The sequence below is a fragment of the Streptomyces sp. BoleA5 genome (assembly GCF_000373665.1).
Taxonomy (GTDB): Bacteria; Actinomycetota; Actinomycetes; order Streptomycetales; family Streptomycetaceae; genus Actinacidiphila.
Genome location: NZ_KB892090.1, coordinates 695,906 through 711,751, shown reverse-complemented (window position 1 = coordinate 711,751; position 15,846 = coordinate 695,906). Strand labels below are relative to the sequence as shown.

Below are 15,846 nucleotides of genomic sequence, written 5' to 3'. Positions count from 1 at the left end.
AACCCCGCAACAAGGTGCCGGGGGCAGGGCCCCCGATCAGAGCCCCGGGATGCGGCCGTTGCGGAACAGGTCCACGAAGATCTGGTGGTCGGCGCGGGCCCGGGCCCCGTAGGAGTGGGCGAACTCCACCAGCGATTCGGCGAAGCCCTCCTCGTCCCGCGCTATGGCCGCGTCGATGGCGTCCTCCGTGGAGAACGGCACCAGGGAGTGCCCGCTCTCGTCGTCCGCCGCCGCGTGCATGCCGGCGGTGGCCCGGCCGAGGTCCGCGACGACGGCCTCGATCTGCTCCGGGTCGTCGATGTCCGACCAGTCCAGGTCCACCGCGTACGGCGACACCTCCGCGACCAGCTGGCCGACGCCGTCCAGCTCGGTCCAGCCCAGGTACGGGTCGGCGTGCGCCTGCAGCGCGCGCTGCGAGATCACGGTGCGGTGGCCCTCGTGGCGGAAGTAGTCGCGCACCGCCGGGTCGGTGATGTGCCGGGAGACCGCCGGGGTCTGCCCCTGCTTCATGTAGATGACGACGTCGTTCTCCAGGGCGTCGGTGTGGCCCTCGAGGAGGATGTTGTACGAGGGCAGGCCCGCGCTGCCGATGCCCACGCCGCGACGGCCCACGACATCCTTGACCCGGTGGCTCTCCGGGTTGATCCGGCTGGTCTCCGGCAGCGTGTCCAGGTACGCCTCGAAGGCCCGCAGTACCTTCTCGCGGGTGCCGCCGTCCAGGTCCACCGCGCCGCCGCCCTCGGCGAAGCGGCGGTCCCAGGCGCGGATCTCCGTCATCGAGTCCAGCAGTGCCACCCGGGTCTGCGAGCGGGCGTGGCGGAGCGCGTCCAGCAGCGGGCCCTCGGCGGAGTCCAGCGCCAGGGAGGGGACGGCCTCGCCCTGGGCGAGGGCCCGGATGCGCTCGCGGTAGGCGGTGGCGTAGCTGCGCACCAGACCGGAGATCACGTCGTCGGCCAGCGCCTTGCTGTAGCCGATCAGCGCTATGGAGGCGGCGAAGCGCTGCAGGTCCCAGGTGAACGGGCCGACGTAGGCCTCGTCGAAGTCGTTGACGTTGAAGATCAGGCGGCCGTTGGCGTCCAGGTACGTGCCGAAGTTCTCGGCGTGCAGGTCGCCGTGGATCCACACCCGGGACGTGCGCTCGTCCAGGTACGGGCCGCTGTCCTTGGCGTCGGCGAGGTCGGCGTAGTAAAGGCACGCGGTGCCCCGGTAGAAGGCGAAGGCCGACGCCGCCATCTTGCGGAACTTGACCCGGAACGCGGCCGGATCGGCCGCCAGCAGCTCCCCGAACGCGGTGCCGAAGACCTCGAGGATCCGCTCGCCGCGCTCTTCGTCCGTCGTCATGCCTGTGGCCATCGGTGCAGTGCCTCCTGGGCTGGTCCGTGTCTGCCGGGTCAACGCAGGAGCGTACGCTCGCGTGCCCGGCGACGAACCCGGCGGGACGTAATTCGCGTCACCGTCGACCGGCTTCCGACCGGGCACTTCCGGTCACGGTCAAGCGTTCTGGCTTGCGATGAACACCACCAGGGGGCGGGACACCGCGCGTCGCGGCCGGCGGCGCACCATAATCGGACTGCTGCTGATCGGCGGCCTCGTGCTGGCCGCCATTGCGTGGCCCACGCTCTCCGCGCAGGTCCGCGCGGCCAACTGGCCGAAGGAGCAGCCACGCGGGCCTCAGCACATCACCGCACGCATGGAGGCCGTCCGCGACGCCGTCGTCAAGGAGTTCGGCCCCCGCGGCCTGGAGGGCGCCCCCGGCTGCTACCGCGAGGAAGGCGGCATCGCCGGCGGCGGCGAACACCCCCTCGGCCGCGCCTGCGACTTCATGCTTATGCCCGCGGGCGAGAAGGCCACGGGCAAACCCGACGCACTGGGCGAGGCGATCGTGGCCTGGGTGCGGGAGCATGCGGACGAATACGGCATCTGGTACGTCATCTACGAGCAGCACATATGGTCCAGCCGGCTCCCGCAGCAGGGGTGGAAGCTGATGGAGGACCGCGGGTCCATCACCCAGAACCACTTCGACCATGTGCACATATCGGTCTACTGAGCGGCAGTCTGGCTGAGCCGCAGCTTCGGGACGAAACGGCCCGCCGACCAGCGTTGTCGCTGTCACTGGTCGTCCACGTTGGTCAGCGCTGGCCCACCTTCCACGCCCCAGGGGCGGCCCCGCGACGGTGTTCCACTTGCAGGGCGACACCCGCTTTGGGAGTTCGTTCTTAGCTACATGCGCACTGCTGCGTTGCTACTACAAGGCCTCAAGGCAGTCCCCTCGCTACCCCCAAGGTCCCCGCGCGCACAGCTTCGTTGCCGTCATGTTCCGCCGTCAGGATCCGCAGAGCACAGGCACCGGTGCTGTCAAGCTGACCGAGAGGGCCGCGTCCGGTGTAGGCGAAGACTGCAGACATGTAGATCCGAAGTTGATATTGCAATGATTCGGTGAACCATCGAGACTGGCGCCCCGCCCTCACCGCACAGGAGCAGCGTGCGCCGCCTCGCCGCCGCACTCGTCACCATCGCCGCACTCGCCATCGGCGGGGTGATCTGCATGTACCCCGTGACCATCAGCATCTTTGGCACCACCGGGACCTGTTGACCGGCCATTTTCGCCGCGCTCTCCGACCGGACCACCTACGGCACCGACGAGACCAGCATTGCCCTCCAGCCGGAGTGCCGATCTCAGGGCTGGAGCATGTCTCTGATCGGCGGCATCGTGGGAGGCGCCGGTCTAGCGGCGGGCGCGGCACTACTGTGGCTGAACACGTCGAAGTGGCCGAACGCGGCGGCGAACCTGCGGACCACGGTCATGCAACTGCATTACTACGCCCCGGACGGGTACTGCCCAACCTGTCGGCTTGTTTGGCCGTGTCCGACAGCGCAGGCAATTCGCGTCACGCTGATCAGCGACCCCAGCAGTGCCCCATCGCACTGAGTAGGGTCGAGCGGCAGCGCAGGTGCGTCGGCCCTCCTTTCACGGCCTACAGACGCCCCGGAGAGCACCCTCGGCGTTGTCACGCAGTTACAGATGATCTTCGAGTGGAGTCGCCCGCGCATCGACCATCGCCGCAGCTCACACGACTGTGCCAGGCGGCATCACACGGCGAATCTCAGTAGAGTAGAGGTCTACCAGTGCTTCCCTCGCCGACCGTGGATCCGCCGTCCGGGCACTGTGAGCAGGAGACAAGGGTTACCGTGGCACGGCCACTGCCAAGAGTCTGCCGTCCCCAAGATGGAGCCAGCCTCGGCCAGGGGAGACAGGGCTGCCAGAAATGGAGTCTCCGGTCTTGATGCCGATCAAATCGCCGGCGTTTCTCTTCTGGGGAGACAGCAGTAGGCCGCGGTGGGCTTTCCTTGCCTCGCCCAGCCAGTAGGTGCTCCGCTGGGGTTCGTCCTCATTGCGGCCCAGGACCAGCGCCATTCCCTCGTCGAAGCCGTGCTGCAACACGCTGGCCAGCAGGCGCCAGGCATCGCACTTTCCCAAGACCTCAGCGTCGTCCATCACGATAACGACCGGGTCCTCGGTAGACGCCACCGACAGAACCTCCTCGAGTTCATTGTGCCCGATGTCGTCTTGCACGAAGCAGGCCAACACACCCTCCCGATCAGCCAACTCCCTCAGAGGAGAAGGCCTAGGCGCAGCCAGTACGAGGCGGGTGCCATTTGCGAGCAGCGAGCGCGCGATGTTGACCAACGCCGTGGAGCGGCCCGAGCCGGCTGGCCCGGCCACAACGAATCCCGGAGCTGTGCCACACGCCAGATCAAGGCCGTATGCGGTCAGGTCGTCGCCTCCGACACCGGCAATCACCCACAACCTCGATGTCGTCGGGTCACGCATCGTCCATGCCTCATCAAAGCTGATATGGGACGGCAACACATCATGGCGTTTCGGCACCTCCAACGCATCATGGGCTGCGTCCCAAAGGCCGAGCAGCAGGACGTGATCCTCTGGTGTCAGGTGTGCCGTGTGAGAGAACGCGACGAGTGCCTCACGCTCGGGCAGTTCGTCGTGGGTGCACCAGCGGATCCATGCATCAGCGGAGACACCCGTCTGGTCCTCCATGTTGGTGAAGGACCACTTCCGCTTCAGCCTGTGTTGTTCAAGGACGCGATGGAGCGTGACAAGTTCCGATCGCGCCGAAGGGTAGTTCACTTCGAACTCCCTGCTCTTCACGCCGTAGAACGTCGCGTTTGCTGGCCGTTGCTCCTCAGCCGCGTCAGCCATCTTGACGAATCCCTCACTGCGACGCACCACACCAAGGAACACTCTCAACGCATCCTTGTCGTGCCACAGGGCCTGTGCAGCGTTGAGGATCAGCCCCTTCAAGGACTCCTCCGCGTAGTTGAACTGTGCAGTGGAGTGCTCGGCGTTGGTAGCTGTCTCGGCGCTGGCCGGTGGCTCTTCTGCGGCCCGCTCGCGTGGGTCCTTGGTGTTCTGCTTCCGCTGCCCCTCGAAAGGACCAGCTGCGTCGTTCACGTCACCACAGCCTGTAGATGTCGTGGTACCTGCAGGAGGGCGTACTGACGCTTGCGCAACAGTTTCCCTGACGACCTGCTTCCACAAGTCCTTGAAGCGGTTGACTTCGCCGTCTATGTCGTTGGATCGAGCAGCTTCGGCCAGGGCACTGACGATCACCTCGAGGCGGCCCCACGGCGGGAGGTCCGGCCTTTGAAAGGTGTCCAGCACTGCCTGGTGGTTCACGATCCAGTAGTCCTGCGCATCCTTCCCGATGCGGTCGCGAATGGTTCGCGCTGACGGGAGTCCTGCCTCCAGTCTCAGCTCGTGGAGTTCATCGTTCAGCTCCTTCAGGTCAGACTGGTCGGCCAACTCGGGCCTCTTCCACGGCTGAGTCACCATCTCTTCCCCCTTCTGTGATCCAGCGTCAGATGCGGTACATCAGAAGCACCGACGTCTGTACACACGATCGTCGGAATCCGTCCTGCGTTGTCAGACGAGAGTTGTCCTTGGTCGATGCTGTCAGTGATCGTCTTGGTGCCGTCAAGGTCGCCCGTGAGGCGTCCACGCTGGTTGCACAACCCAGCTCGCACCATACGGAAAGCAGGTCCTCATGGAACAGATCAGCGTGCGTCTCGTAGTCCTCCTGCTGGTCGGCGTCCTCGTCGTCGCCCTGATCCTGCATGCACCGAAGGTCGGGGCCGCTGTAGTCGGAGCCACTGCGGTGGTGGCCCTACTTGCCCAGCTCATGGCCCGCGAATGACTCCGGACCGCCCGATCGCATGTTTCCCCATCCAGACTTGTATGGCGTCAACTTCGCTCCGTCGTGGGCCGGTGGGATGGACGAGTCAAGACCTGTCTTCGTGTCGGGGGTCTTGCGATCGATCACACTGCCCTGCGTTTTCGCAGGTCACGGATCAGTTCAACAGCCCCTGAGTGGTAATCATTGGCCATCCTTGGCCCTGCCGATCGCCCTCGGGCGGCCGAGAGACGGCCCAGTGCCGATGCAGTCCTTGCCCTCAGCCTGTCACGCCCGATCATCTCGATGCGAACTATGGGCGGGACGGTCGCTGAGGTCAGCTCGTCTGGTCAGACGGTCATGCGGAGTTGCTGGTGGTCGGCTGCGGTCGCGGTAGTTGCTGTACTTGGCTGCTGTACAGCGCTCTCGGCGGCCACCTCTTCAGGAGCGAGATGGGGGGTCGGGTCCCAACATGCGGTAGCGGCGCGGTCGTGGCCCGTACCTGGGAGCGCCACGCGTACCCCCATGCAGCTCGGCGAAGAAGTTGAACATGTTCAATTGCGCTGGCAGGATGGCACGCGCGTGATCGACGGCCGGTCGAACCGCAGTCATTTGTGGTGCCGTAGTGGGAGGCCGGATTGTGAACACCTACTCACCTGGCCCGGCACGGCGGATCGCGGCTGTCATCGCCTGCCTGTTCGTACTGGTGGGATGTAATCCGCACATGTACAGCGAGGTGCCCGCAGTGCACGACGCGAAGCGGGCGGAGATCGCGGGTTCGTGGCTCTGCATTGATCGCACGGAGGTCTCTCTCCGGCCTGACGGAAAGGCAGTCATCAGCCTCCTGGACGGGCAGGAGTTCGACTTTGACGACAGGTGGCGACTGTCAGGGACTGGGGAGTGGGAGCTGACCGACGAGCGCACCGGGTGGAACGACGGTCAGCACGTCCGGCTGACTCTCACCTCGCGCACGGCATCAGCCACGCGCACTCCGGATCCCGCTGAGCCTCTCGACCCGTCGTCCGAGCATGAGCCAGCACCCGAGACCTATACGTGGACCTTCGAGTTGCAGCGCGACGACAAGAAGCAGTTGATGTTGTACTTCTTCTTCGGCGACCCTGACTCCCGCAGCGCCTATCCCCGTTCGGCACCGCCTCACCTGGCACGGCTGTGGCACGCTCGATGCGAACTATGGGCGCTACGGTCACCGAGGTTTCTGGCTGATCCGGTCGACGGTGGCCAACCATCGCCGAATCCTTGAGGTCATTGCGTGGAAGTACCGCACCCGCTGTGTCAGCGATCGACCACCCAGTGGGCGTCCGCCGGCCAGGATCCCACGCCGACGATGTGTCCCACGATCCTCAACGCGTCACCGATCGGCACCGTGTCCTCGTTCGGATACTCGTCGTGCTGCCCGTTGAGGAGAACGAACCCCCCGCTCGCGCCGTGGGCTCCCGGGTCCACGGCATGCTCACCAGGGTCGCCCTCTCCGTCGAGCAGCATCACCATCGCGCGTTCGGTGTTCGTCACGACGGCCACCAATCGTCCGAATGAACTGGTCAGCCACGTCTCAAGCTGCCCAATATCGATCCTCGCTCGAAGCGCCTCTAGCACCACCTCAGAAGGTACGGGGACGGTGCTGCCGTCATCGATCACCCAGGACTCGATCATGGGCACGACGATCTCACGGACAGATGGGCTCTAGTCGGATCAGTTTTTCTGGAAGTGGTGAGGACGCCTCCCACCTGGGCCGGAGCGCCGCGCCTGGCTGCTGAGCTGCGACGACGCCGTGGTCAGCTGTCATCGTCTGTCAACGTTGGCTTGCCTCGGACGGCCCGGAGACGGCCCGGACTAGTCTCCGACGAATACCAGGTAGCTGCCGGGAGTGGTGGCGCAGTTCTCCAGGTAGGCGGCGAGGTCGCGAACCGCTTCAGCTTGTGAGTCGTTGGTGCAGCGGTCCAGAAGTTCCGGGATCTCGCCGAGTGCGGCCTCGGCCTCCCGCTCGTTGAAGGTCGTGCCGTTGTACGGGTCGACCATCCAGAGCTTGCCCGATGTGTTGGCCGGAAGTTCGGCGATCAGCTGAGCCAGCGCTTCCCCGTGCTCGTGTGACTGCCGGATCAAAGTCGGCTTGCGCTTCGAGCGGCGGCTGGGCCAGTGCGGGCGGCTGCCGTGCAGCTGCAGGTCGATCCCCATGACCTGATTTTCTCCGGTCAGTGCCTACCTGGTCTCGAACTCCGCCAAGGTTGGCGGAGAGACTTTGGGCTGGAGCTGCCATGGGGCGAGAGATCGGGGCCCGTAAGCTGCTGGCGACTCGGGCAGTCTGTGGACCTGCCCGCAATAGCCCGATGTGGGCCCCGATCTTCGAGGCTCGCCCCACGGTGGCTGCGTAAAGTCTCGGAGCGCCGGCCGCCCCAGCCACCGCGGTTCTGACCTCATGCCCCGGCCTTCCCTTGCCGGCGCGCGGCGGCGGACGGCCGTGCCGAGCGGGGCGAAGACTGGAGCGTGGGCGCGCCCGGACGCGGGCCGCGCGCCCGGCGGAGCGTGAGCGACGCCGGGTGCCTTGATGAGGTAGAGAAACCTGTAACAGATCCCGGGCGAGAGTCCGGCTTGGAGTCGCAAGAGGTCCACGGGAAACAGGGCATGCCGCACAAGTAAGAGGGCCCGGAGCCTTGTTGACTCTGGACCCTCTCAAGCAGTAGCGGGGACAGGATTTGAACCTGCGACCTCTGGGTTATGAGCCCAGCGAGCTACCGAGCTGCTCCACCCCGCGCCGTTGTGATCCACACGCTACCACGACACGCGGAGTGGCCCCGCAGCCTCGTTTCCATGCCTCTATTGCGGTTCCTTATGTCCGCTTCAGCGCGTTCGTCAGACTCTCGGAGACCGTCGCCCTCGGCTGAGGCGCCCCTATCCGATCGCGCAGCGTTCGGCGAGATCTCGCAGCGACTCGGGGACACGACGTCCCGACAGCTGGCTCAAATCGCGGATGACCTCGCGGGCTACGTAGTGGTCGTGAACCTGCTCGGGGGCCAAGGACTCAGCTTCCAAGAGCGCGGCTGCGGCCTCCCCGACGTGTCGCCGCTGCGCGTGTTCCCGCGCCACGTCAAGCAGGAAACGAGCCTGCCGCTCCGGAGACAGGGTCGAAGCATCGACCTGCCTCGCAACCTCAAGGGCCGGCCCGGCATCGCCCAACTCGACAGCGGTGCTGACCGCGTGGATCTCCACATTCGTCGGACCGAACTCGGTTTCGAAGTCGTTGCGGTCTTCTCCCAACCGCGCCGCGATCTCCCGCCGGAGGTCGGGCGGTTGTGGACGGGGCCGAACGAGGGGGGCGGTGAGGGTGGCGCACACCTTCGGATGCACCCGCACCGTGGCGGGGGTGCCCTTGCCCGGGTCGCCCACGTGGCCCGCGCGGATGAGGTACGCATTCCGGCGGGTGCCCTGGCTGCGTACATCGAGAGCAACACCGCCGGTTGGGTCGGTCAGGCAGTACCGTTCCGGCCGTTGGACAGCTGGTTATCTAGGGCCTGACGCGCAGGAGTACCGGTCGCCGGAGACCTTTGCGACCAGGCGGGATGCCGAGATCTGGCTGTCACAGGTCGAGGCTGATCTGACGACAGGGGGACTGGCAGGACCCCAATGCCGGAGCGGTCAACTTCGAGGAGTACGCCCTCCAGTGGATCGCCGAGCGCGACCTATCGGCGACCACCGAAGAGCTGTATCGGCGGCTGTTGAGGCTGCACATTCTGCCGACGTTCCAGGCCTGGGACCTGGACGAGATCACCTCACCTCGCATCCGCACCTGGCGGGCAGAGCGCCTGTCGACCAGTGGAGCGGCAACGACTATCGCCGAGGCATATCGGCTGCTTAAGGCGATTCTCGAAACGGCCGTCGAGGACGAACTGATCCGCCGCAATCCGTGCCGCATTCGAGGCGCGGGCAAGGAGTCGGCACCGGAGCGCCCGACCGCAACCGTGGAACAGGTTGACGCGCTCGCCGAAGCCATGGGACCGCGGTGGCGGCTGGTGGTCTACATCGCCGCTTACGGTCCGGCTCGTCCGGAGGAACAGGCCGGCCTTCGCCGCCTGGACGTCGACTTGGAAGCCGTGGGCGTGTGGGGCCGGCGGGCTGTGCCGGAGCTGACGACGGGCAAGCGTGCGGAGGGCCCCACCAAGTCCGAAGCGGGAAAGCGGTTCATCGCCCCCCACCGTTTATGCGCAAGGACTTGGAACACCATCTCAAGTGGTTCGTCGAGAAGGAGCCGAACGGCCTGGTGGGCGAACGGGGCGCGCCCTTCCGCCGCTCCTCTTTCGGCCGCAAGTGGCGGCGGGCCCGCACCAAGGTCGGGCTCCCGGAGAACTTCCGCTTCTACGATCTGCGGCACACCGGCCACACCCTCGCCACTCAATCGGGCGCCACGCTGAAGGACACGTTGGTCCGGGCGGGCCAGTCATCTGAGCGGGCTGCGCTGATCTATCAGCACTCGACGTCGGAGCGGCAGCGGGAGGTCGCCGCGGCTCTCGACGCGCGGGTTCGCGCGGAGCGTGCGCGGGCATCTGGTGCGGGATCTTCGAGGCTCGCCCCACGGTGGCTGCCTCAAGCAGCGGAGCCGGCCGCCCCAGCCACCGGGTTCTGACCTCATGCCCTCGGCCTACCTTTGTGGGCGCGCAACGACGGACGGCGCGCCAAGCGGGACGCAGGCAGGAGCGTGGGCACGGCCGGTGCAGCATGGCGTGGCACACCGTGGACCACCCTCACGGAAGCGGAAGAAGGGATCCGCCGCCGCGCGCTGCGCAGGGAAAGCCGGGACTGGGCCGTTGTCTGCATGGTGTTCTCCTACCTGCTCACGGTTCCCCTCTTCTGCTGGCGTATCTCCCACGGCCAGGACGGCCGTCCGCTCCTGCTCCTCCTCTGGGGGCCGCTGTCGGTCCTGCCCACCTGCCTGACGCTGCTCCGCTCGACGGAGCAGCGGCGGCCGACCCGAATCTCGCAAGGCGGCGAGGCCGAGCCCGAGTTGCGACGCCGCGGCGACCGGCACCGTCGGTAGTGCGGCCGGAGGCTCACGGTTCCCCCGGTACCGACCTCCGCGGACGCATGGCCCGCCGGCCGGCGGTGACGACCGCGTACGCCCGCTCGATCTCGGCCAGATACTGCTCCAGGCGGAAGCGCACCTCCTCGACGGCCCTGCCGTCGTCGCCGGGGTACACCAGGCCCGACCAGATGACCGTCCCGCCCCGGAGCCGGAGCCGGATGCTCAGCCTGTCCGGCCCCGGCCCGGGCTGCTCCTCGGCTGCCACCTCGACCTCACGCGGCATGTGTTCCGGATAGAGCGGCCCGCCCGGTCGGAGCAGTCGCCGCGGGTCGAGGCCCGCCATCCTGCTGTCGCTGCGCGCGACCACGTCGAGACCGTCGACGAAGAAATACGTGTGAACGGCAACGCACGCCGGCCGCCCCGGACATGTGCCGATGAGCAGCGAGCTCACCGCGCCATTGCCTCGCCCGCCGGACCCGGCGGCCCGCACCTCGCGCGGCGACCTACGCGGCATCCGCCTGATGTGACGTCATACCCCGATCGCAGCGGCCCCGCCGGACCAGCGGCCGGCGACCTCGGCCACCATGAGGACGTCCAGGGTCACGTCCCCCGGCCGGGCCTCGCACGGACGTGCATGCGTTCGCCCTGGCTGCCGAAGAGGCTGAGGATCTCGACGGATCGGTCGTCGGCGCTGCCGAACCAGTGGGGCAGCCGGGTGTCGAACTCGGCGGCCTCGCCGACGCCGAGGACGACCTCGCGGTCGCCCAGCAGGAGGCGGAGGCGTCCGGAGAGCACGTACAGCCACTCGTAGCCCTCGTGTACGCGGAGGTCGGGCTCGCACGGGGCGGCCGCCGGGATGACGACCTTCCACGCCTGCGGGGAGCCCGGCTGCCGGGTCAGGGGCAGGACGGTACGGCCGTTCACGCGGCGGGGCCTGAGGCGGACCCGGGGGTCGCCGACCTCGGGGGCACCGACGAGTTCGTCCAACGGTACGCGGTGGGCCTGGGCGATCGGGAGAAGGAGTTCGAGGCTGGGACGGCGCCGGCCGGTCTCCAGGCGGGACAGCGTGCTCGTGGAGATGCCCGTGGCCTCGGACAGCGCGGCCAGCGTGACGCCCCGCTGCGTGCGCAAGCGCTTGAGACGCGGGCCGACCTCGGCCAGGGCCGCGGCGATCGAGGTCAGGTCTTCCATGCGCCCATTGCACCCCGGCAGTCCCCGGAACGGCAACAGGCGCCGTCGCGTTCGGCCGCCGGCACGGCGCCGGGCCGCGATCCGCTATGTTGAACGCGTTCAAACGGTGTTCGCCACGGGGGAAGGGGCGGTCATGGGGGCTGAGGCGGGGCGGCCGCATACACGGCCGGAAGCGCGGCCGGGCATCGGCCGCCTGCAGTGGGTGCTGGCGGTGGGGGCGCCGGCTGCGGCGGTGCCCGGGCTGCTCCACGGGCTGGACAGCCACCACGGCGGCTTCTTCGTGCTGACCGTCGTCCCGTTGGCGCTGCCGCCGCTCCTGGGGCGGTTCCCCAAGGTCTTCGCCCAGGCCTGCGTCGTCATCGCGCTGGCGCTGGTCTCCTGGTCCGTCATCAGCGCGGTGATCGCGATGTACGTGTTCCTGCCCTCGGCCGCGCTCCTGCTGCTCGCCGCGGCGCCGGGACCCGCGGGCCGCCTTCGCTCAGGGGCGTATCCAGCAGTAAAGGCGCCGCCCGTCCGCTGACGCACGGCCGGCCAGCCCGGCGAGCTCCTTGAGGAACAGCCCGAGGACGTCGGGGCCGTGGACGCCGTGGAGGCCTCCGGAGCTGCGGGACCACCCCATGGCGACGTCGTCGAGCAGATCCGCGTCGAAGGCGGCGAGCGCGTCGCGGAAGCTGTCGGTGAGCGAGACCGCGACGACCCTGCCCTCACCGGCAACCCCCACCAGGGCGCCGCGGCGCGGGTCGGAGCGTACGTCCTCGGGGGCGCGGCCGGTGATGAGGACCTCCGCGGGGAGCAGCTCCACGACCGGGTCGATGCCCTGGGTCACGTGCTGGTCGCGGCCTCCGGACTCCGCCCGGCGGAACTCGCGGACCACGGCGCGGGCGGCGTCCTTGTCGTCGGCGGCCGAGTAGTACCCGTAGAGAACACCCATGTCCCGGATGATCTCAGCGGCCACTGACAACGGCCCCCGCCCACAGGGCTGTTAGGCGCCCTTCCCGGTCTCCCCGGTCTCCCCGGTCTCCCCGGTCTCCCCCGCCTCCGCCGCCAGATCCGCGAGGAAGTCCAGGGCGACCGCCCAGGCCTGCTCGGCCGCCTCCGCGTCGTAGTCGTCGAGGCCGGGGTCGGTGAAGAGGTGGCCGGCGCCGCGGTAGCGGTGGATCTCCACGTCGGCGCCCGCCTTGCGCATGCGCAGGTACCAGGCGTTCAGCCAGTCGTCGGGCTCGAAGGGGTCGGGCTCTGCGACGTGCAGCTGGACGGGGAGCTCGGTGGCCGCGTCGTCGGCGATGTCGGAGGTGCCGTGCAGCAGCAGGAGGCCGCGGGCCCTCTCGTCGGCGAGGGCGAGGTTCTGCGCGATGGAACCGCCCAGCGAGAACCCGGCGTAGACCAGGCCTCGGTCGGAGAGCGGTCCGGAGACGGTGACGGCGCGCATCAGCAGTTCGTCGCGGCCGATCTCGTCCTTGATGGCCATGCCCTCCTCGACGGTGTCCGCGGTGCGGCCCTCGTAGAGGTCGGGCACGTGCACTTCGTGGCCGGCCGCCCGCAGCCGGTCCGCGGCGGCGTGCACGGCGGGACGGAGTCCGTAGGCCGAGTGGAACAGCACGATGGTCATGCCGGAGCTCACAATTTCACTTCCCATGATCGGCGCACGGTCGGGTACGGGCTCCATCATGCCCGTTACCGTCGAAGACATGGATTCCGTCATACGACCGCTCGGCGTGGTGGGCGGCTCCCTCGTCGTCACGCTCGCCGTTGGCTGGGCCGTGGACCACGCGCTGCGCCGGGCGGACGCCCGCCACCCGGAGACCCCGCTGTGGAACCTGCTGCGGCGCGCGCGGCTGCCGCTCCAGCTCGTGATCTGCGGTTCGCTGCTGCGCGGCTCGTACGAACAGGCGCACCTGGCCCGCGGCCACACCCGCGGGATCGGGCAGGTGCTGACGCTGGTGCTGATAGGGGCCTGTGCCTGGCTGATCGTCAGGATCGCCGCCGCCGTCGTCGAGGCGTCCTACTCGCGGTACGCCTCCGCCGCCCAGGACGCGGCGCGGGTACGGCGGGTGCGGACCCAGGTGACGCTGATCCAGCGGGTCGTCACCGCGGTCGTCGGCGTGGTCGCGGTCGCGGCCATGCTGCTGACCTTCCCCGCGATGCGCGGCTTCGGCGCCTCCATGCTGGCCTCCGCGGGGGTGATCGGCATCGTCGCGGGCATCGCCGCCCAGTCGACGCTGGGCAACCTCTTCGCGGGGCTGCAGATCGCCTTCGGGGACATGGTCCGGATCGGCGACGCGGTGGTCGTGGAGGGCGAGTGGGGGACGGTGGAGGAGATCACCCTCACCTATCTCGTGGTGCGCACCTGGGACGAGCGGCGGATCACCATGCCGGTCTCGTACTTCACCAGCAAGCCCTTCGAGAACTGGTCCCGCGGCAACGCCCGGATGACCGGCACCGTCTACTTCCATCTGGACCACGCCACACCCGTCGACCTGATGCGCGAGCATCTGCACGACGTCCTCAAGGGGTGCGAGCAGTGGGACGGCCGGGCCTGGGGCCTGGTGGTGACGGACAGCACGCCGTCGACGATCGAGGTGCGGGCGCTGGCCACGGCGAAGGACGCGGACGACATCTGGACGGTGCGCTGCGTGGTGCGGGAGCACATGATCGACTGGCTCCGCCGCGAGCACCCCTACGCCCTGCCGCGCATCAACACCGCCACCGCCCCCGGCCTGGCCGAGGCCCCGGACCGGAGGCAGGCCACCCCCGGGGCCGAGGACATCGGTCCCGGTCCCGGGGCCAGGTAGGGGCCGGGCGGCACCGCTAGCGGGACACACGCAGGCTGCGGACGTCGAGCTGGCGCAGCACCCGGTCGACGATCTCGGGGTCGTAGCCGGGCTCGCTGCGCGCGGCGAGGACCTCGTGCCGGGCGGCGGAGAACATGTCGCGCTGGACGCGCTCGACCGTCTTGATGCGCCGCACCCGGGCGGTGTGCCGGTCGCGCTTCTCGTCGTCGACGATGTCGGGGCAGATCCGGGCCCCGACGTCGAAGGCGCGGCGGTGCAGGAGTTCGGAGACCTCCTCGGAGAAGTCCTCGGTCGCCTCGACCTCCTTCAGCCGCTGCTTGGCGGCGGCCATGGCGCGCAGCGCGAGCAGCATCTCCATGTCGTGCTCCACCTGGGTGTCGCTGCTCACCCCGAGGCGTTTGACGACCTTCGGAAGGGTGAGCCCCTGCAGCACGAGGGTCGTGAGGACGACCGAGAAGGCGATGAAGAGGATCTCGTCGCGCGCCGGGAAGGGCGCGCCGGACTCCGTGGTGTGCGGGATGGCCAGCGCCAGGGCGATGGACGCCACTCCGCGCATCCCGGCCCACCACATGACGACGGTCTCGCGCCACGACAGGGGGATGTCCTCGTCGAGGTCGCGCCGTTTGTGCAGTTTCCTGGTGACCGCCGCGGCCGGCATCAGATAGGCCAGCCGTACGAGGACGACCGCGCCGACGACGATCGCCGCGTGGCTCAGCATGGTGCCCCAGCGGCCGGCGCCGACACCGAAGACGTTGTGCAGCTCCAGGCCGATCAGGCCGAAGGCGACACCGGTGACGAGCGTGTCGACGACCTCCCAGAAGGTGGCGCCGACCAGCCGCCCGGTCACGTCGTCGGCGTCGCGGGCGTGTTCGGCCAGGAACAGCGCGGTGGTGAGCACGGCGAGGACTCCGGAGCCGTGCGCCTCGTCGGCGATCGCGTAGGAGGCGAACGGGACGAGCAGCGAGAGCCCGATCTGCAGGGTCGGGTCCCCCACGACCCCCATCAGCTTGGAGGCGGTCCAGCCGAGCACGACGCCGACGGCGACCGCGACGACCGCCGACAGCAGCAGTTCGCCGAGCGCCTCCGGCCAGGAGAAGGAGCCCGTCACGGCCGCGGCGACGGCCACGTTGTAGACGACGATCGCGGTGACGTCGTTGAAGAGCCCCTCGCCCTCCAGGGTCGACACCATGCGGCGCGGCAGTCCCAGCCGCCCGGCGACGGCGGTCGCGGCCACCGGGTCGGGCGGGGCGACCAGTGCGCCAAGCGCGAGGGCGGCGGCGATGGAGACGCCGGGGACGACGGCGATGGCGATGGCGCCCACCGCCGCGGTGGTGATCAGCACCAGCGCGACGGCCAGCAGGAAGATGGCCTTCTTGTTGGCGGCGAACTGCCGCCAGGACGTGCGCTGTACGGAGGCGTAGAGCAGCGGCGGCAGCACGAGCGGAAGGATGAGCTCGGGGTTGATCTGCACGTTCGGCACGAACGGCAGAAGGGCCAGCACGACCCCGAGCAGTGTCATCAGAACGGGCGACGGCAGCCCCATCCGGTCGCCCAGCGGCACCATCACGATGGCCGCGAGCATCAGGGCGAAGAACAGCGCGAGTTGATCCACGCCCCTAGCGTGGCACGTCCGCCGCCCCGG

Annotated in this window: 16 protein-coding genes, 1 tRNA gene and 1 pseudogene; 7 read left to right on the top strand and 11 right to left on the bottom strand. The window is 68.6% G+C overall.

What is annotated here, in order from left to right; translation table 11 throughout:
* Nucleotides 1-36 precede the first annotated feature (36 nt).
* Nucleotides 37-1,353, bottom strand: coding sequence for a DUF2252 domain-containing protein (locus tag B085_RS0103345; protein WP_018557144.1), 1,317 nt, complete (start codon nt 1,351-1,353; stop codon nt 37-39).
* Between the two features lie 157 nt (nt 1,354-1,510).
* On the opposite strand from B085_RS0103345, the gene B085_RS41050 reads away from it, so the two are divergent.
* Nucleotides 1,511-2,047 carry a hypothetical protein gene (locus B085_RS41050; protein WP_018557143.1) on the top strand — a complete coding sequence of 179 codons (537 nt, stop codon included), beginning with the start codon at nt 1,511-1,513 and terminating at the stop codon, nt 2,045-2,047.
* Nucleotides 2,048-3,184: 1,137 nt separating this feature from the next.
* On the opposite strand, the gene B085_RS0103330 is transcribed toward B085_RS41050, so the two are convergent.
* Nucleotides 3,185-4,852: an ATP-binding protein gene (locus B085_RS0103330; protein ID WP_018557141.1), complete on the bottom strand. Its 1,668-nt coding sequence runs from the start codon at nt 4,850-4,852 to the stop codon at nt 3,185-3,187.
* Between the two features lie 211 nt (nt 4,853-5,063).
* Here B085_RS0103330 and B085_RS50400 point away from each other — a divergent pair, with 211 nt between their 5' ends.
* Nucleotides 5,064-5,213, top strand: coding sequence for a hypothetical protein (locus B085_RS50400; protein WP_018557140.1), 150 nt, complete (start codon nt 5,064-5,066; stop codon nt 5,211-5,213).
* Nucleotides 5,214-5,829: 616 nt separating this feature from the next.
* Entirely contained in the window at nt 5,830-6,450 is a 621-nt protein-coding gene (locus tag B085_RS41040; RefSeq protein WP_199789139.1) for a hypothetical protein, read from the top strand.
* 32 nt (nt 6,451-6,482) lie between these two features.
* On the opposite strand, the gene B085_RS0103315 is transcribed toward B085_RS41040, so the two are convergent.
* From B085_RS0103315 to B085_RS41035, 4 genes are all read right to left on the bottom strand, one after another.
* A complete protein-coding gene (locus B085_RS0103315; protein WP_026250630.1) occupies nt 6,483-6,860 on the bottom strand; it encodes a hypothetical protein in 378 nt (125 codons plus the stop codon).
* Nucleotides 6,861-7,040: 180 nt separating this feature from the next.
* Complete coding sequence (locus B085_RS0103310; RefSeq protein WP_018557137.1) at nt 7,041-7,382, bottom strand: hypothetical protein; 342 nt, start codon at nt 7,380-7,382, stop codon at nt 7,041-7,043.
* A gap of 503 nt (nt 7,383-7,885) precedes the next feature.
* Nucleotides 7,886-7,959: transfer RNA gene (locus B085_RS0103305), tRNA-Met, on the bottom strand.
* Between the two features lie 137 nt (nt 7,960-8,096).
* Entirely contained in the window at nt 8,097-8,591 is a 495-nt protein-coding gene (locus B085_RS41035; RefSeq protein WP_018557136.1) for a hypothetical protein, read from the bottom strand.
* Nucleotides 8,592-8,604: 13 nt separating this feature from the next.
* Between B085_RS41035 and B085_RS41030 the strand changes: the two are divergent.
* Nucleotides 8,605-9,825: pseudogene (locus tag B085_RS41030) on the top strand (tyrosine-type recombinase/integrase).
* 189 nt (nt 9,826-10,014) lie between these two features.
* The gene (locus B085_RS0103290; protein ID WP_018557134.1) at nt 10,015-10,236 is read left to right on the top strand and encodes a hypothetical protein; all 222 of its coding nucleotides are present in this window, start codon (nt 10,015-10,017) and stop codon (nt 10,234-10,236) included.
* Nucleotides 10,237-10,249: 13 nt separating this feature from the next.
* Here B085_RS0103290 and B085_RS41025 read toward each other — a convergent pair whose 3' ends face one another.
* Both B085_RS41025 and B085_RS0103280 read right to left on the bottom strand, forming a co-directional pair.
* Entirely contained in the window at nt 10,250-10,588 is a 339-nt protein-coding gene (locus tag B085_RS41025; RefSeq protein ID WP_018557133.1) for a hypothetical protein, read from the bottom strand.
* Nucleotides 10,589-10,821: 233 nt separating this feature from the next.
* Complete coding sequence (locus B085_RS0103280) at nt 10,822-11,412, bottom strand: XRE family transcriptional regulator (RefSeq protein WP_018557132.1); 591 nt, start codon at nt 11,410-11,412, stop codon at nt 10,822-10,824.
* Nucleotides 11,413-11,545: 133 nt separating this feature from the next.
* Here B085_RS0103280 and B085_RS0103275 point away from each other — a divergent pair, with 133 nt between their 5' ends.
* Nucleotides 11,546-11,932, top strand: coding sequence for a hypothetical protein (locus B085_RS0103275; protein WP_158689640.1), 387 nt, complete (start codon nt 11,546-11,548; stop codon nt 11,930-11,932).
* On the opposite strand, the gene B085_RS0103270 is transcribed toward B085_RS0103275, so the two are convergent.
* Both B085_RS0103270 and B085_RS41020 read right to left on the bottom strand, forming a co-directional pair.
* Nucleotides 11,891-12,343: a hypothetical protein gene (locus tag B085_RS0103270; protein ID WP_018557130.1), complete on the bottom strand. Its 453-nt coding sequence runs from the start codon at nt 12,341-12,343 to the stop codon at nt 11,891-11,893. The two genes, B085_RS0103275 and B085_RS0103270, sit on opposite strands and share 42 nt — an antisense overlap.
* 51 nt (nt 12,344-12,394) lie before the next feature.
* Entirely contained in the window at nt 12,395-13,021 is a 627-nt protein-coding gene (locus B085_RS41020) for a dienelactone hydrolase family protein (protein WP_018557129.1), read from the bottom strand.
* A 79-nt stretch (nt 13,022-13,100) separates the two neighbouring features.
* On the opposite strand from B085_RS41020, the gene B085_RS0103260 reads away from it, so the two are divergent.
* On the top strand, nt 13,101-14,204 hold the full coding sequence (locus B085_RS0103260; protein WP_026250629.1) for a mechanosensitive ion channel family protein: 1,104 nt from the start codon (nt 13,101-13,103) through the stop codon (nt 14,202-14,204).
* A gap of 16 nt (nt 14,205-14,220) precedes the next feature.
* Here B085_RS0103260 and B085_RS0103255 read toward each other — a convergent pair whose 3' ends face one another.
* Nucleotides 14,221-15,816: a Na+/H+ antiporter gene (locus B085_RS0103255; RefSeq protein ID WP_018557127.1), complete on the bottom strand. Its 1,596-nt coding sequence runs from the start codon at nt 15,814-15,816 to the stop codon at nt 14,221-14,223.
* Between the last annotated feature and the right edge of the window lie 30 nt (nt 15,817-15,846).

What these genes read in the sequence shown, in the direction of transcription:
- B085_RS0103260 (WP_026250629.1), top strand. Translation starts at nt 13,101, where the DNA reads ATGGATTCCGTCATACGACCGCTCGGCGTGGTGGGCGGCTCCCTCGTC.
- B085_RS0103330 (WP_018557141.1), bottom strand. Translation starts at nt 4,852, where the DNA reads ATGGTGACTCAGCCGTGGAAGAGGCCCGAGTTGGCCGACCAGTCTGAC.
- B085_RS0103315 (WP_026250630.1), bottom strand. Translation starts at nt 6,860, where the DNA reads ATGATCGAGTCCTGGGTGATCGATGACGGCAGCACCGTCCCCGTACCT.
- B085_RS0103290 (WP_018557134.1), top strand. Translation starts at nt 10,015, where the DNA reads ATGGTGTTCTCCTACCTGCTCACGGTTCCCCTCTTCTGCTGGCGTATC.
- B085_RS0103270 (WP_018557130.1), bottom strand. Translation starts at nt 12,343, where the DNA reads ATGGGTGTTCTCTACGGGTACTACTCGGCCGCCGACGACAAGGACGCC.
- B085_RS41020 (WP_018557129.1), bottom strand. Translation starts at nt 13,021, where the DNA reads ATGACCATCGTGCTGTTCCACTCGGCCTACGGACTCCGTCCCGCCGTG.
- B085_RS0103280 (WP_018557132.1), bottom strand. Translation starts at nt 11,412, where the DNA reads ATGGAAGACCTGACCTCGATCGCCGCGGCCCTGGCCGAGGTCGGCCCG.
- B085_RS0103275 (WP_158689640.1), top strand. Translation starts at nt 11,546, where the DNA reads ATGGGGGCTGAGGCGGGGCGGCCGCATACACGGCCGGAAGCGCGGCCG.
- B085_RS0103310 (WP_018557137.1), bottom strand. Translation starts at nt 7,382, where the DNA reads ATGGGGATCGACCTGCAGCTGCACGGCAGCCGCCCGCACTGGCCCAGC.
- B085_RS50400 (WP_018557140.1), top strand. Translation starts at nt 5,064, where the DNA reads ATGGAACAGATCAGCGTGCGTCTCGTAGTCCTCCTGCTGGTCGGCGTC.
- B085_RS41050 (WP_018557143.1), top strand. Translation starts at nt 1,511, where the DNA reads ATGAACACCACCAGGGGGCGGGACACCGCGCGTCGCGGCCGGCGGCGC.
- B085_RS0103345 (WP_018557144.1), bottom strand. Translation starts at nt 1,353, where the DNA reads ATGGCCACAGGCATGACGACGGACGAAGAGCGCGGCGAGCGGATCCTC.